The organism is Pseudomonas sp. Tof1 (assembly GCF_055390395.1).
The window spans coordinates 2,951,267-2,965,384 of record NZ_AP024344.1; the positions used below are offsets into that span (position 1 = coordinate 2,951,267).

General features: G+C 64.8%; 12 protein-coding genes. 9 read left to right on the forward strand and 3 right to left on the reverse strand.

Annotated elements, in window-relative coordinates; genetic code table 11:
- Positions 1-12: 12 nt before the first annotated feature.
- Entirely contained in the window at positions 13-891 is an 879-nt protein-coding gene (gene yghU / locus ACZ5KU_RS13615; protein ID WP_054061212.1) for a glutathione-dependent disulfide-bond oxidoreductase, read from the forward strand.
- A 79-nt stretch (positions 892-970) separates the two neighbouring features.
- Here the strand turns inward: yghU and ACZ5KU_RS13620 are convergent, their stop codons facing one another.
- Together ACZ5KU_RS13620 and ACZ5KU_RS13625 are read right to left on the reverse strand one after the other, a co-directional pair.
- The gene (locus ACZ5KU_RS13620; protein ID WP_464737319.1) at positions 971-1,459 is read right to left on the reverse strand and encodes a hypothetical protein; all 489 of its coding nucleotides are present in this window, start codon (positions 1,457-1,459) and stop codon (positions 971-973) included.
- A gap of 298 nt (positions 1,460-1,757) precedes the next feature.
- Positions 1,758-2,681: an AraC family transcriptional regulator gene (locus ACZ5KU_RS13625; protein WP_239688145.1), complete on the reverse strand. Its 924-nt coding sequence runs from the start codon at positions 2,679-2,681 to the stop codon at positions 1,758-1,760.
- Positions 2,682-2,782: 101 nt separating this feature from the next.
- Between ACZ5KU_RS13625 and ACZ5KU_RS13630 the strand changes: the two genes are divergently transcribed.
- The 7 genes from ACZ5KU_RS13630 (at position 2,783) to ACZ5KU_RS13660 (ending at position 11,929) form a co-directional block, all read left to right on the forward strand.
- A complete protein-coding gene (locus ACZ5KU_RS13630; protein ID WP_054061210.1) occupies positions 2,783-4,939 on the forward strand; it encodes a TonB-dependent siderophore receptor in 2,157 nt (718 codons plus the stop codon).
- A 6-nt stretch (positions 4,940-4,945) separates the two neighbouring features.
- The gene (locus tag ACZ5KU_RS13635) at positions 4,946-6,658 is read left to right on the forward strand and encodes a cyclic peptide export ABC transporter (RefSeq protein ID WP_464737320.1); all 1,713 of its coding nucleotides are present in this window, start codon (positions 4,946-4,948) and stop codon (positions 6,656-6,658) included.
- Positions 6,659-6,714: 56 nt separating this feature from the next.
- On the forward strand, positions 6,715-7,482 hold the full coding sequence (locus tag ACZ5KU_RS13640) for an ATP-binding cassette domain-containing protein (protein ID WP_054062429.1): 768 nt from the start codon (positions 6,715-6,717) through the stop codon (positions 7,480-7,482).
- Complete coding sequence (locus ACZ5KU_RS13645) at positions 7,479-8,402, forward strand: ABC transporter substrate-binding protein (protein WP_054060526.1); 924 nt, start codon at positions 7,479-7,481, stop codon at positions 8,400-8,402. Before ACZ5KU_RS13640 ends, ACZ5KU_RS13645 begins: the two co-directional genes overlap by 4 nt.
- Positions 8,395-10,398, forward strand: coding sequence for a Fe(3+)-hydroxamate ABC transporter permease FhuB (fhuB, locus tag ACZ5KU_RS13650; RefSeq protein ID WP_241494285.1), 2,004 nt, complete (start codon positions 8,395-8,397; stop codon positions 10,396-10,398). The genes ACZ5KU_RS13645 and fhuB overlap by 8 nt, the downstream gene beginning before the upstream one ends.
- A 407-nt stretch (positions 10,399-10,805) precedes the next feature.
- Positions 10,806-11,492, forward strand: a complete 687-nt coding sequence (locus tag ACZ5KU_RS13655; RefSeq protein ID WP_464737321.1) for a hypothetical protein — start codon at positions 10,806-10,808, stop codon at positions 11,490-11,492.
- A 191-nt stretch (positions 11,493-11,683) separates the two neighbouring features.
- Positions 11,684-11,929 carry a hypothetical protein gene (locus ACZ5KU_RS13660; protein WP_054062327.1) on the forward strand — a complete coding sequence of 82 codons (246 nt, stop codon included), beginning with the start codon at positions 11,684-11,686 and terminating at the stop codon, positions 11,927-11,929.
- Here ACZ5KU_RS13660 and ACZ5KU_RS13665 read toward each other — a convergent pair.
- Positions 11,900-12,949 (reverse strand): DNA-binding protein, encoded by a 1,050-nt coding sequence (locus tag ACZ5KU_RS13665; protein WP_464737322.1) that lies wholly within the window; start codon positions 12,947-12,949, stop codon positions 11,900-11,902. The genes ACZ5KU_RS13660 and ACZ5KU_RS13665 overlap by 30 nt on opposite strands.
- Before the next feature lie 177 nt (positions 12,950-13,126).
- Between ACZ5KU_RS13665 and ACZ5KU_RS13670 the strand changes: the two genes are divergently transcribed.
- On the forward strand, positions 13,127-14,068 hold the full coding sequence (locus ACZ5KU_RS13670) for a site-specific integrase (protein ID WP_054057499.1): 942 nt from the start codon (positions 13,127-13,129) through the stop codon (positions 14,066-14,068).
- The last annotated feature ends 50 nt before the right edge of the window (positions 14,069-14,118 follow it).

A 14,118-nucleotide genomic window follows, 5' to 3' on the forward strand; every position in this document is an offset into this window, starting at 1 on the left:
GGAGTACCGAGCATGAGTGATTCATCGGATTACCAGCCGCCCAAGGTCTGGACCTGGGATACCGAGAATGGAGGCAAGTTCGCCAACATCAACCGGCCGATCGCCGGCGCGACCCATGACAAGGCACTGCCGGTCGGCCGTCATCCGCTGCAGTTGTACTCCCTGGCCACGCCCAACGGGCAGAAGGTCACCATCCTGCTGGAGGAGCTGCTGGCGCTCGGGCACCAGGGGGCCGAATACGATGCCTGGCTGATCCGTATCGGTGAAGGCGAGCAGTTCGGCAGCGGCTTCGTCGAGGTCAACCCGAACTCCAAGATCCCGGCGCTGCTGGACCGCAGCGGTGCCAAGCCGATCCGGGTGTTCGAGTCAGGGGCGATCCTGCAGTACCTGGCGGAGAAATTTGGCGCGTTCCTGCCCACCGAACCGGCGGCCCGTGCCGAGTGCCTGTCCTGGCTGTTCTGGCAGATGGGCAGTGCGCCGTACCTGGGCGGTGGTTTCGGGCACTTCTACGCCTATGCGCCGATCAAGATCGAATACGCGATCAACCGCTTCGCCATGGAAACCAAGCGCCAACTCGATGTGCTGGAACGGCAGTTGGCCGTCACCGAGTACATCGCCGGCAACGTCTACACCATCGCCGACATCGCCATCTGGCCCTGGTACGGCGGCCTGGTGAAGGGCCGGCTCTATGACGCGGCCGAGTTCCTGTCGGTGCAGGACTACCCGAACGTCCGGCGCTGGGCCGACGCCATCGACGCCCGTCCCGCCGTGCAGCGCGGGCGGATGGTCAACCGCGTGTCCGGGGAACTGTCCAGCCAGTTGCGCGAGCGGCATGACGCCTCGGACTTCGACACCCGCACCGAAGACAAGCTGGCCGCCGCCCAGGCGTAAAGGGATGAAAACCTTTGCTCGCCCGGGCGGGCGAGCAAAGGGTCAAGCCGCCTCGCTCAGGCCGAGGCACAACGGTGGATCAATGTTGGCAAAGTGCAAGGATCTGTTCGAACGCGCCCCGAACGAACGGGAAGGCCACGCCGACGCTGATGATTCCCAAATGCCATTGGATGAGTCGATTCTTCGAGTCGAGGCGCCTGATGGCCGCCTCCAGCCGAACGTCTCTTTCGTCGATGACTTCCTCCGGTTCCTCGCCCTGTGCAAGAGGCTCATGGCCTTTCGCTCCGGCGTTGTCGGAAAGACCGTCAACGGTTTTTTCCCTGAACGAGCGTAGTTCGTTGAACCGGTCGTCGATGCTGAGATTCAGCGCGGCGATCTGCTCACTTTGTTGTTCAAGCAGCGTCCGCAACCCGCTGTTGTTGTCGCCGAGTGACGTCTGGACGCGCTTGAGGGTGCCGCGAAACTCGCTCCCTACATCCGCGATCGACTGCTTCAGCTGTTTCTCCGTGCCTTTGAGGTCGGCACCGAATGCCGCCAGAAGTTCGTGCAGCAAGGTCTTCATTTCCATGGTGTCTCCTTTTCTTTGCGAGCAACGGAGACACCACCTGACGGCTGGGGTCTCCGTCATGGGGGTGTGGTGTATTCGGTCGAGGAGGGCATCGACGACCGTTCGCGCTTCCGAATACTGGGCGAACTTCAGACGATCAATGCGCAATGCGCACCGTGGCCTGGAAGATCGCGACCACGTGGGACAGGTGCTGTCGACGACAGCGAACCAGCCTGGATGATTGCTCCGGCATGGCGGGTCGGGCTAGTCGGCGGTTTCCTGGCCTGCCATGAGAAAGGGCTGCCCGGTTTGTCCGTGTTCAGCGGGTGGCGGCGCCTTGGCGGGTTGTTTCTGCCAAGGCCATTGAGCCGGTTCCGACCCGTTCGGCGCTGGCCTCTTCATTCACCACCCCCGGTGCCCCGCAGAGGATCCGTTCCACATATTGCGCCGGCGTGCTCCCCAGCAGGCTGCGGAACATGTAGATGAAAGCGCTGGAACTGCGATAACCGAGGGCCTGGGCCACCTCGTTGATCGACACGCCCTGTACCAGCCGGCAGACCGCCTCGTCGACCCGCACCTGCAGGCGCCAATGGTGGAAGGTCACGCCGGTCTCCTCCTTCATCCGCCGGGCCAGGGTACGTGAGCTGGCACCGATGCGTTCACCCCATTCCTCCAGGGTGTCGTTGTTGTCCGGGCTTTGCAGGATGGCATCGCAGACCTTGCGCAGGCGTCGGTCCAGGGGCATCGGCAGGCTGTTGTTCTGCCGCGTGGCCTGGGCCAGCAGGTGCAGCAACAGCCCCGAGGCCTGCTGGCGCGGCGTCTCGGCCAGGCCTGGGTTGTCGTTGAGCATCAGGATCAGTTCGCGCATCAGCGGCGTCACCGTCAGCACGCAGCATTCGTCCCAGCACCAGGGCACCGCCTGGGGGGCCAGATAGACCGAGCGCATGGAGATTTCCCCGACCATCCGCACCTCGTGGGTGACCCCGGCGGGAATCCACAGGGCGCGCATCGGTGCCAGGGTCCAGGCGCCGGTTTCGGTGCTGACGCGCATCAGCCCGCGTGGCGAATACATCAGCTGGATACGGGCGTGGGAATGGGGCTGCTGCCTGGCACCCGAGGCGTAGTCGTAGGCCCGGACCACCAGCGGCGGGGCGTCTTCGGGAAACTCGCGGTGCTGGCTGATGGCCGCTTTTTGCGCGGAAGGCTCATGAGCGGCAGAAATGCGCCAATTCTGTCCTTTCATCGATACAAGTTGTCCTGAAGCTCAGTAAACAGACTGGCAAAATTAATGCAAACCAGTCGCATTTACAATAACTTGAGCCTCGAACCTTCATGAGCAGCAGTATGACCGAACGTTTTGCGCATCATTCCCTGGCGATCGACCGGGACACCCGCCGGCTGGCGCTCAAGCCGCTGCTGCTGGCTCCGCTGGCCCTAGCCGTAGCGGTCGGGCATGCCCACGCTGCGCCCCCGACAGAGTTGCCGCAGACCAGCGTGGTCGGCGATCAGCTTACACAGCAAGCTGCCACGACTGAAGGCTCGGACAGCTACAAACCGTCCCTGGTGACGGTCGGCAAGGTACCGGCGCAGCCCAGGGACGTGCCGGCCTCGGTGACGGTGATCACCCGCCAGCGCATGGACGATCAGGCCATGACCAGTGTCGATGATGCGTTGCGCAACACCCCCGGGATCACCGCTGTGACCTACGGCGACGGCACCAGCTACTTCCAGTCCCGCGGTTATGCCGCCGAGGTGCAGTTCGATGGGTTGCCGGCCAATAACGGCCTGCAATACCTGCCGCAGTTCGACCTGGCGCTGTACGACCGGGTCGAGGTGCTGCGCGGTCCGGCCGGATTGCTGCAGGGCTTTGGAAATCCCGGCGGCACGGTCAACCTGGTGCGCAAGCGCCCGCAGGACGTGTTCGGCCTTACCGGCTCGATCTCGGCCGGCTCCTGGGACACCTATCGCACCGCCTGGGATGTCACCGGGCCGCTGACCGACAGCGGTAACATCAAGGGCCGGCTCGGCTTCAGCAGCCAGGACAAGCGTGGTTTCCAGGATGACGGCAAGACCGGGCAGGGGCTGATCTACGGTTCGCTGGCCTTCGATCTCGATCCGGACACCGAACTGACCGTCGGCATGGCCCAGCAGAAGATCAACCTCAATGGTCTGGACTATGGTCTGTCGACCTTCAGTAACGGCAACTTCGTCAATGGCAAGCGCTCGGGCTTCTACGGCACCGACTGGAGTTACGCCGACACCGACATGACCGAGATCTATGCCGACCTGGTGCATCACTTCGCCAACGGCTGGCAGAACCGCACGGCGGTCAACTACCGCACTTCGGAAATCAGCTCCAAATACGGCTACATCAATGGCCAGGTCAACCCCGACCGTACCGCCAACTATTGGCTGCAGCGCCAGCAGGACCGCTACCGCTGGGTGGGTGTGGACTCCTATGTCAATGGCCCGTTCGAGCTGTTCGGGCGCACCCATGAGCTGATGCTGGGCGTCAACTACGCCGAGAGCCACCAGCACAGCCTATCGGGCGGCAACAGTGGCGGGGTGGTGGATATCGACAACATCACCGTGGCCAACCGCGATATTCCCTACCGTACCGGTACCACCTCCGACACCAGCCAGTACGGTGTCTACGGCCAGGTGACCTTCAAGCCGGTGGACGACCTGTCGCTGATCCTCGGTGGTCGCCAGAACCACTACGAAAGCTCCCGCCAGAGCTTGCTGCCATCGAACGGGGCAACGGTCAACGATCCCGACCAGAACAAGTTCACCCCCTATGCCGGGGTGGTCTATGGCATCAATTCCTGGTTGTCGGCCTACGGTAGCTATTCGGACATCTTCACGCCGTCCCAGGCCTTCCAGACCACCGCCAGTGGCTCGGTGCTCAAGCCGCGCACCGGGCACCAGGCCGAACTCGGCCTCAAGGGCGAGTTCCTCGACGGCCAGCTCGGCGCGACGCTGGCGGTGTTCCAGATCGATGACCAGAATCGGCCGATCGCCGACGATGCCAATCCCGGACGCTGGCTGGCCCAGGGCAAGGCCCGCAGCCGTGGTTTCGAGGCGGAAGTCACCGGCAAGGTGCTGCCGAACTGGGATGTGCAGGCCGGCTACACCTACCTGCAGACCGAGTTGCTGGGGGCGGCAGCGGCCGGTTCCAACGGCATCCAGGACCCGGAGGAGCCCAAGCACATGCTCAAGCTGTGGAACACCTATCACTTCGACGGTGGCCTGCTGGACAACTGGCGCATCGGCGCTGGTGTACGGGCGCAGAGCAGGACCACGCGCAACGCGGTCAGCTACCAGGGCGGCTACGCGGTTCTCGATGGCCTGGTCGGCTACAAGATCAGCGAGCACCTGGACCTGGCACTGAACATGAACAACCTGTTGGACCGTACCTACTACGCGCGGGTGCCGGCCAACTACTACGGCCTGTATGGCGACCCGCGCAATGCGACCCTGACCCTGCGAGTGAAGTACTGACCGCCCATGACTTCGACCCGAACCTCACCTCCACCCACCACCGGCCGGCCGCGCTGGCCGGCAAGCCCCGGCACGCCGTTCGTGCTGCTGCTGAGCCTGCTGCGGGGCGCGCGCTGGCTGCTGCTGATCGCGGCGGCGGCGAGCCTCGCCAGCGGTTTCGGCAGTGCCGCGCTGGTGGCGCTGATCAACCAGTCGTTGTCGGCGCGCGGCGATGAGCTGGGCGAACTGGGCCTGCATTTCATGCTGATCGGCATCGGCGTGCTGGCCTTGCGCCTGCTCTCGCAGACCCTGTTCATGTACCTGGGGCAACGGGCCAAGGCCAGCGTGCGCCTGCGCACCATCGGCCATATCGCCAATGCCTCCTACGCCGATCTGGAGCGTTATGGCGGCGGGCGGCCGCTGGCGGTGCTCACCGGCGACCTGGATACGCTGGTTGTGCTGTTCATCAACCTGCCGACCATCATGATGCAGAGTACGGTGATCATCGGCTGTCTGGCTTACCTCGGCTGGCTGTCATGGCAGATTCTGCTGTTCGCCCTGCTGGCCGTGCTTGTCGGCGCGGCGGGCTTCCTGCTGGTCAACAGCCGGGCGCTCGGGCACCTGCGCGGTTCTCGCCAGCGCGAGGATGATCTGATCCAGCAGTTTCGCGCACTGTTCGACGGTGCCAAGGAACTCAAGCTGCATCGGGCCCGCCGGCAGGCCTTCGTCGACGACACGCTGGCGCCGCATATCGAGTCGGTGCGGGTGCAGCGGACCCTGGGCTACGTGCTGTTCAGCGCCGCTTCCAGCTGGGGCAACCTGGTGCTGTTCGCCTTCATCGGTCTGACCCTGTTCGTGCTGGCGCGCACCTATGGGGTCGACCAGCAGGTGATGTCCGGCTACGCGATGATCTTCCTGTACATGATTCTGCCGATCGAGGGGCTGCTGGCGGCCTTGCCCAGCCTGGGTTCGGCGCGGATCGCCCTGGAACGGATCGCGCGGCTGCAGGAGCAACTGCCGCTGGAACCCGCTGGTGAGCAGGAGGCGGGCGCCGACTTCCAGCGCATCGAGTTGCGTGGGCTGACGCACCGCTATTTCCGCGAGAAGGAAAACAGCTACTTCATGCTTGGGCCGATCGACCTGGCCTTCGAGCCGGGCCAGCTCACCTACCTGATCGGCGGCAACGGCAGCGGCAAGACCACCCTGGCCAAGCTGCTGGTGGGGCTGTACGAGGGCGAGGGCGGCAGCGTGCAGCTCGATGGCCGGGCGGTAACGGCGGGCAACCGCGATGCCTATCGCCAGCGCTTCTCCACGGTGTTCAGCGACTTCTTCCTGTTCGATACCCTGCTGGGGGTGATGCCGCCGCACCTGGAACCCCAGGCCCGGCGCCTGCTCAGGGAGCTGCAACTGGAGCACAAGGTCAGTATCGAGCACGGCGCCTTCAGCACGCTCAACCTGTCCCAGGGCCAGCGCAAGCGCCTGGCGTTGCTGGTGGCACTGCTCGAGGACCGGGCCTTCTACGTGTTCGACGAGTGGGCGGCCGACCAGGACCCGGCGTTCAAGGAGGTGTTCTACCGGACCCTGCTGCCGGACCTCAAGGCCCGCGGCAAGGCGGTGCTGGTGATCACCCACGATGATCGCTATTTCACCCTGGCCGACCGTTGCATCAAGCTCGACAGCGGCCAGGTGGTTGCTGATGTTGCCGCCAGCGCCAGCCCAGAGGAACCCTTCGTTCGATGAATCTGACTGAACCCCATGCGATTGCGAGGCCCGTCGTGTTGCCTGAGCGTGAAGCGCTGTACCGCTTGGAGGGCGTCGGCGTGAATGCCGGCGCCCGAACCTTGCTGCACCCCATGGACCTGACGCTCAGGCGGGGGCGCATCTATGGCCTGATCGGCCATAACGGCTCGGGCAAGTCGACCCTGCTCAAGCTGCTGGCCCGCCAGCACCCGGCCAGTGCCGGAGCTCTGCTGTTGGGCGACCAGCCGTTGCAGAGCTGGTCGTCGCGGGCCTTTGCCCGGCAGATTGCCTATCTGCCCCAGCAGCCGCCGGCGGTCGATGGCCTGCTGGTGCGTGAGCTGGTGGCGTTGGGGCGTCATCCCTGGCATGGCGCCCTCGGCCGTTTTGGTGCCGAGGACCGGCAATGGGTCGAGCAGGCGATGCAGGCCACCGATGTCGCCCGGTACGCCGGGCGGCCGGTGGACAGCCTTTCCGGCGGCGAGCGCCAGCGTGCCTGGATCGCCATGCTGGTGGCGCAGAACTGCCGCTGCATGCTGCTCGACGAGCCGACCTCGGCGCTGGATATCGGCCACCAGCTGGCGGTGCTCGAACTGGTCCGCGATCTGTGTGGGCAACGCGGCATGGGTGCGGTGATCATCCTGCACGACGTGAACATGGCCGCACGTTTCTGCGACGAGATCATCGCCCTGCGCGAGGGGCGCCTGCAGTTGCAGATTCCGGCCGGGCAGATGCTGCGCGAGGACCACCTGGAGCAGGTCTACGGGGTCCCCATGGGGGTGCTGAGCGACCCCGCCAGCGGCCGCCTGATCGGGTTCGCCCGATGAGCGCCGGGTTCAGTCGCAGGCGCCTGCTGCAAGGGGTCGCAGGCGCCGCCATGCTGGCGGGCATCGGGCAAGCCCGGGCGACGGGGGCGCCGTCGCGGATCGTGCCGTTGAGCTGGGAGTTGACCGAGACCCTGTTGGCCCTGGGCCTGGTGCCGATCGCCTTGCCGCTGCCGGACTGGTACCGCCGGACCATCGTCGAGCCACCGTTGCCCGCCGGGGTGATCGATGTCGGCCTGCTGTACCAGCCCAGCTTTACCCTGTTGCAGCAGCTGCAGCCGGACCTGCTGCTGCTGACGCCGGGGCATGCCGGTCTGAGACCGATGCTCGAGCGTCTGGCGCCGACAGCGACTTTTGGCGCCTACATGGGCGCCGGGCAGCCTTATCCCGCCTTGCAGGAGGAGACCCGGCGTATGGCGGCGCTGCTCGCCTGTCCTGCACGGGGCGAGGCCCTGGTCGATGCCACCGGGCAACGTCTGGAGGAGCTGCGGCAGCGTCTGGCGCAACGGCCGGAATTGCTGGGGAGGGCTGTCCTGGTCGCCGATGCGGTGGATGAGCATCACCTGCGGGTGTATGGCGCCGGCAGCCTGTTCGATGCGGTGCTGTCGCGCATCGGTGTGAACAATGCCGTGAGGGCTGCCGGTTGGTCCGGCAACTCGGCGGGCTATGCGTTGGTTGCGCTGCAACGGATTGCCGCCATGTCCGAGGTCGACCTGTTGCTGGTGGGACCGCTGGCGCCGGGCGTGCGCACGGCGCTGGAGCAGAGTCCGGTCTGGCAGGCGCTGCCTTGCGTGCGCGAGCGGCGGGTGGCCTTGCTGCCGGTGATTGCCCCCTATGGTGGGCTGGTGTCCCAGCAGCGCTTTGCCCGGGCGGTCGAAACGGCCCTGTATCAAATGGCCCATCAGGAGCCTGCAAGTGTCTAGTTTGCGTTTGTCGTTCCTCCCGCGCGGCTGTCTGCTGCTGGTCCTGGGTCTGTTCGCCGTGGCTTCGCTGCTGGCGTTGTGGCAGGTCAATGCGACCCTGGGGGGGCGCCCCTGGCTGTCGGCACTGCTCAGGCCCGATCCCGACAACCTGTCCCAGGTACTGTTGCATGAGTCGCTGTTGCCGCGCGTGGCCATGGCGCTGCTGTGCGGTGCCGCGTTGGGGCTGGCCGGTACGCTGATCCAGCAGGTGCTGCGCAATCCGCTGGCCGAGCCGATGACCCTGGGCATTTTCCCCGGGGCCTACCTGGCCCTGGCGCTCTACACCCTGTATGCCCCCGAGGGCTGGTCGGCCGGGCGCGAACTGGTAGCCCTCGGCGGCGGTGGGCTGGCGGTGCTGCTGGTGCTGGCGCTGGCCTGGCCGCAGCGGTTGTCGCCGATGGCGGTGATCCTTTGCGGGATGGTGGTCAATCTTTATTGCGGTGCGGTGAGCCTGGCGATCGCGCTGGTGCACTTCGATTTCCTGCTCGGCCTGCAGATCTGGGGTGGCGGCTCCCTGGAGCAGGCCGGCTGGCAGCCCAGCCTGCACCTGGCGCTGGGCCTGGCCGGTTCGCTGCTGGCCGTGTGGCTGGTGCGCCGGCCGCTGGCGCTGCTCGACAGCGGCGAAAGCACCGCGCGCAGCCTCGGGGCCAGGGTCGAGCGCATTCGGCTGGTGGCGCTGCTGGTGGCGGTGGTGCTGACCGCGCTGGTGGTGGCCCAGGTCGGGGTGATCGGTTTTCTCGGCCTGGCGGCGCCGGCGCTGGGCCGTCTGCTGGGCGCCCGTACCCTGTACCAACGGCTGTGTGCGGCGACCTGCATTGGCGCGGCGATTCTCTGGGCGACCGACCAGATCGTGCTGCTGGCCTCCACCAGCCAGGCTCTGTCGGCGCACCTGATTCCGACCGGCACGGTCACCTCGTTGCTCGGCGTGCCGTTGCTGGTCGCCATGTTGCCGCGCCTGCGCAGCGGCATGGCCGGCCAGTGGGTGCCCAATTGGCCGAGCGGTGCGGGTTTCACGCGGGGGCGCTGGCTGGGCCTGGTGGTGTTGCTGAGCGTCGGCCTGTTTCTGTCCCTGGCGGTGTCGCAAGGGCTCGAGGGCTGGTCCCTGGCCGGTTGGGCCGAGGTCCGGGGTCTGCTGTTCTGGCAGTGGCCCCACAGTGTGCTGGCACTGGCCGCCGGCGGCCTGTTGGCGCTGGCCGGCACGCTGCTGCAGCGGGCCACCGCCAACCCGATGGCCAGCCCCGACCTGCTCGGGGTCAGTTCCGGTGGTGCGCTGGGCATTGTCGTGGTGGTGTTCGCCGTCAGCCAGCCGACCCCGGCGCTGTTGTTCGCCGCCTGCCTGTCCGGCTCCCTGACGGCCCTGGCAGGCTTGCTGTGGCTGGGGCGGGGCCGCTTTTCGCCGCAACGCCTGCTGCTGATCGGCGTGGCGGTCAGTGCCTGGTTCCAGGCGATGGTCAGCGCGACATTGGCCAGCGGCGATCCCCGGGCGTCGCTGATGCTGCAATTGGTGACTGGCTCGACCTACTACATCCCACCGAGCCTGGCCTGGGCCGCCGCCGTGGTGCTGCTGCTCGGCCTGGGCCTGGCGCCGCTGTTTTCGCGCTGGCTGCAGGCGCTGTCGCTGGGGGAGGGCGCGGCGGCGAGTGTGGGTGTGCCGTTGGCACGTGCACGGCTGCTGATTCTGCTGTTTGCCGGGGTGCTGACGACCCTGGCTACCTTGCTGGTCGGGCCGTTGTCCTTCATCGGCCTGTTGGCGCCGCATATCGCCCGCCTGGCCGGTGCCCGCAAACCATTGCAGCAGTTGTGGGTGGCGGCCTTGCTGGGCTCGACCCTGATGCTGGTGTCGGAATGGCTGGGCCGGCAGGTGATCTTTCCCCAGCAGATGCCGGCGGGGCTGGTGGCGACGCTGCTGGGTGGGCCGTACCTGGTGCTGTTGATGCTGTATCGAGGTAGGCAGTGACTCGTCCGTTCGTCGCTACTGTCATTTCTGACAGTAGCGAACGGCCCCGAGAGGCCATGAAATAGGTCCAGTGGCAGATAGGCGATCAGCGAGGCTGACCGCGTAAGGCCCGTCTGCAAACTCCAGTCCTGGAGTATCGACCCCGGGGCCGGTGTTGTCCCTGTCTGGGTGTTCGAGGACATCATCGATTATCCGTTCTCGAAAACACGGCGTGGGTGCGTGGGTATGAAAGAGCAAAGACGGTCTTTTGATCCTGCTGAACTCTCTCGGCGAATCAGGCTGCAAGTGCCGTATTTCGCCTTTCAGGCGCTTTGGCAGGAGGGGAATCACTGATCGGGACGTTCACTTGCGAACAGCCTCTTGTCCATGAGGTCGGCCCCATAACAGCCGGTGAGTTGGGGCGGCATATGGCTATTCTGGGTGGCTGTGCGGCTGTTGCATTGCACAACGGGGCTGACGGCTATTATCTGGCAACCAGAGCGCATTTCATACGAAAGAGCACTGAGCAGGCCATGGCTCAAGAAGGTTTCCACGCCAGTGCCCAGGTCGTGAATCTCGATAAGCGCTCCCTGGAAGTTTCAGCGCGGGCATGGGGCCGCGAGCCGATAGCAGAGTTGATCTGTGAATATGCCATTCTCTCGCCGGCATTGTTTCAGCGTAATTTCCGCAGCTACGCCAACGACAGTCGGTGTGTTACTTCCTGTTCCCCTTATCAATGGCCGGTGCCCATCTATAGCCTGATGTACCAGCATGAGCAGTTGGAGGCCTTGGCGGGACCTTTGTCTGCGCAGCAATGTGCCGGGCACTTTCCCGGTTTTCCGTGCTGGCCGGTAGCAATTATTTCGCAGACGGCGTTTCAGGTTACCGGCGAGTTGCTCAGGAAAAAATATGGTGTGGGAACACGCTTCTGTGTACGGGATACGCAGTTGTCGGCAGAGAAGCTGATGGGGGCTGACAGTGTGTTGAAGTTCAGTGTTGAAATAACGCCGGATCCGGCAAATTCCTGTTGGGTCAGGAGCCGTGTGAGCGTTTATCACGGGGATGAACGGGTCGTGTATCTGCTCAGTCAGCTTGAGTTGGTGTTGGCGACGTAATTCTGCTGCTGCTCTTTCTGGTGTCGTTGATGCGGTACCGGCGGCAGCGATGAGGCAGGGTGCCATGTGCCGCTCGTCGCTACTGTCATTTCTGACAGTAGCCGGCGAGGTCGATACGCCATGAAATGGACTTGGCGATCGACAGGCGATCGCGAGACCGGGGCTTTCCTGCATCCCTGGAGGAGGTCGTCATGGAGACTCACCTGATCCACTTTTCCGATGGCAAGCAGAAGAAAACCCAGCGCATCTCCTTCGATCCGTTCATCAACGTAGGGGATGAACTGCGGTTCGAATCGACCCCGGGAGTCACCCATGTCGTCACCCGCAAGGTCCTGGTGGTGGCTTGCGACGGCAACAGTTTCAGGGTCGAGTACGACACCAATGAAGTTCTCGGCGGTATTGCCGGATCAGACCTTGCCCGGGGTCTGGACAACTGATTCGACAGCCTGTTTTTCCATCGTCCGGGTTGGAGCGGCCTCGGCTTCCCGTGCATTCTCCCGCTCCTTGCTCAGTTGCGCCTCGACCTCGCGCAGCCTGAGTTCCAGTTCCCTGTTCGTTGCCCGCTGCGCTTCCAGGCCCTGCTTGAGCGACTCGTTTTCCTGCTGCGCCACCCTCAGGCGTTCCTGGAGGAGCGTGCGCTCGCCTTCCCGCGTCGAGATCAGGCTCTGCAACTGTTCCTCGCGCCTGCTGCCCTTGTGCAGTTGCTCTTCAAGCTGTCTGGCCTCTTTCGCAATGCCGCGACTTTCCGCCAGCAGCCGCTCGTTATCGCGGTGCAACTGGGTGATTTCATCCTGGCGGACCAGGGCGCTCTGCTGGGCCTGGCGCAATTCCATCTGCACCTGTTGCAACTGCCCCTCGTGGCGCCGCTGGTCCTGCTCGCGCTGTTCGCGGGCGGCGTTGCGGAAGTGTTCCAGGGCGTCGCGGGCGTGCTGGTGCTTGTCTTCCAGGGAGCGCACCTGGGCTTCCTTGTCCGCCAGGCGCAGTTCGTGGTCGCTGCAGGCCTGGGTCAGGCCGGCGTTGCGGGTCTGCTCGGTCTGCAGCATCGAGCGGGTGGTGTGCAACTGCTCGCTCTCCTGGGCCAGGGCCGCGGCCTGCACCTCGAAGTCCTGCTGCAACTGCTCGAACTGGCGGGTGAGGGCGCCCAACTGCTCCTGCCACTGGTTCTCCAGCAGGCGATGGCGGGCCTGTTCCAGCTCCAGCGGCTCGCGGGCCTGCTCCTGCAGGCGGCGGGCGAGGCGGGTGATCAGGTCGGTCAGTTCGTCATCCAGGTGTTCGCCGGCGGCCGCCTGGCGCTGGTCGCTTTCGTCCAGCTCCTTCAGATAGCGATGGATGGTGGTTTTCGAGCCGGTATTGCCCATTTCGATGCGTACCGCATCGATGCTGGGGTATTCGCCGCGGGCGAGGATCGCCATACGGGCCGTTTGCACCACCGCCTTGTTCACGCCGCCGCGAGCCATGTTCTCTCCTACGATTTCGTACTGTGTTACGTAGCATGTAAATACATAGTATAAATCGAAAAAATATAAAGCGATATTCCGAATTTTTCACATGGGATATAGTGGTATTACCCCGTGTGAGAAGCGCTTTTCGCTTCCAGCCCGGTTTTTTCCGTACACCTGCCGGGATTTCTGCCCATGAGCGAGCTGGATCGCTATCTGCGCGCCGCCACGCGGGACAACACCCGCCGCAGCTACCAGGCCGCCATCGAACACTTCGAAGTCATTTGGGGCGGCTTCCTGCCGGCCACCAGCGACAGCGTGGCGCGCTACCTGGCGGCCCATGCCGGCGTGCTGTCGATCAACACCCTCAAACTGCGCCTGTCGGCCCTGGCCCAGTGGCACAACAGCCAGGGTTTTGCCGACCCGACCAAGGCACCGGTGGTGCGCCAGGTGTTCAAGGGCATCCGCGCGCTGCATCCGGTGCAGGAGAAGCAGGCCCAGCCGCTGCAGTTACAGCACCTGGAGCGGGTGGTCGAGTCACTGGAACAGGAAGTGCAGGCGGCATTGGCGCTGGAGGATCGGTCACGACTGCTGCGGGCGCGGCGCGACCTGGCGCTGATCCTGCTGGGGTTCTGGCGCGGTTTTCGTAGCGATGAGTTGTGCCGGCTGGAGGTTGAGCATGTGGTGGCCCAGGCCGGCGCCGGCATCACGCTCTATCTGCCGCGCAGCAAGAGTGATCGCGACAACCTCGGGCGTACCTATCAAACGCCGGCGTTGCAAAGGCTTTGCCCGGTGCAGGCCTATATCGAATGGATCAACTGTGCGGCACTGGTCCGTGGGCCGGTGTTTCGCGGCATCGACCGCTGGGGCAACCTGGGCGAGGCGGGGCTGCACGCCAACAGCATCATCCCGCTGTTGCGCCAGGCCTTGGCGCGCGCCGGGATTGCCGCCGAGCACTACACCAGCCACTCGCTGCGCCGGGGTTTTGCCACCTGGGCCCATCGCAGCGGCTGGGATCTGAAGTCACTGATGAGTTATGTCGGCTGGAAGGACCTGAAATCCGCCATGCGTTACGTCGAGGCCAGCCCGTTCGAGGGCATGAGCCTGGCCGTCGAGAAGTCGGTGGGGCCGGGCTGATAAAATTTCTTCTATTAATACGTAGGGCTTATAGCGAAAACCAATCGCGA

What these genes read in the sequence shown, in the direction of transcription:
- ACZ5KU_RS13660 (WP_054062327.1), top strand. Translation starts at nt 11,684, where the DNA reads ATGGAGACTCACCTGATCCACTTTTCCGATGGCAAGCAGAAGAAAACC.
- ACZ5KU_RS13655 (WP_464737321.1), top strand. Translation starts at nt 10,806, where the DNA reads ATGGCTATTCTGGGTGGCTGTGCGGCTGTTGCATTGCACAACGGGGCT.
- yghU (WP_054061212.1), top strand. Translation starts at nt 13, where the DNA reads ATGAGTGATTCATCGGATTACCAGCCGCCCAAGGTCTGGACCTGGGAT.
- ACZ5KU_RS13625 (WP_239688145.1), bottom strand. Translation starts at nt 2,681, where the DNA reads ATGAAAGGACAGAATTGGCGCATTTCTGCCGCTCATGAGCCTTCCGCG.
- ACZ5KU_RS13630 (WP_054061210.1), top strand. Translation starts at nt 2,783, where the DNA reads ATGACCGAACGTTTTGCGCATCATTCCCTGGCGATCGACCGGGACACC.
- ACZ5KU_RS13635 (WP_464737320.1), top strand. Translation starts at nt 4,946, where the DNA reads ATGACTTCGACCCGAACCTCACCTCCACCCACCACCGGCCGGCCGCGC.
- ACZ5KU_RS13665 (WP_464737322.1), bottom strand. Translation starts at nt 12,949, where the DNA reads ATGGCTCGCGGCGGCGTGAACAAGGCGGTGGTGCAAACGGCCCGTATG.
- ACZ5KU_RS13670 (WP_054057499.1), top strand. Translation starts at nt 13,127, where the DNA reads ATGAGCGAGCTGGATCGCTATCTGCGCGCCGCCACGCGGGACAACACC.
- ACZ5KU_RS13620 (WP_464737319.1), bottom strand. Translation starts at nt 1,459, where the DNA reads ATGGAAATGAAGACCTTGCTGCACGAACTTCTGGCGGCATTCGGTGCC.
- ACZ5KU_RS13645 (WP_054060526.1), top strand. Translation starts at nt 7,479, where the DNA reads ATGAGCGCCGGGTTCAGTCGCAGGCGCCTGCTGCAAGGGGTCGCAGGC.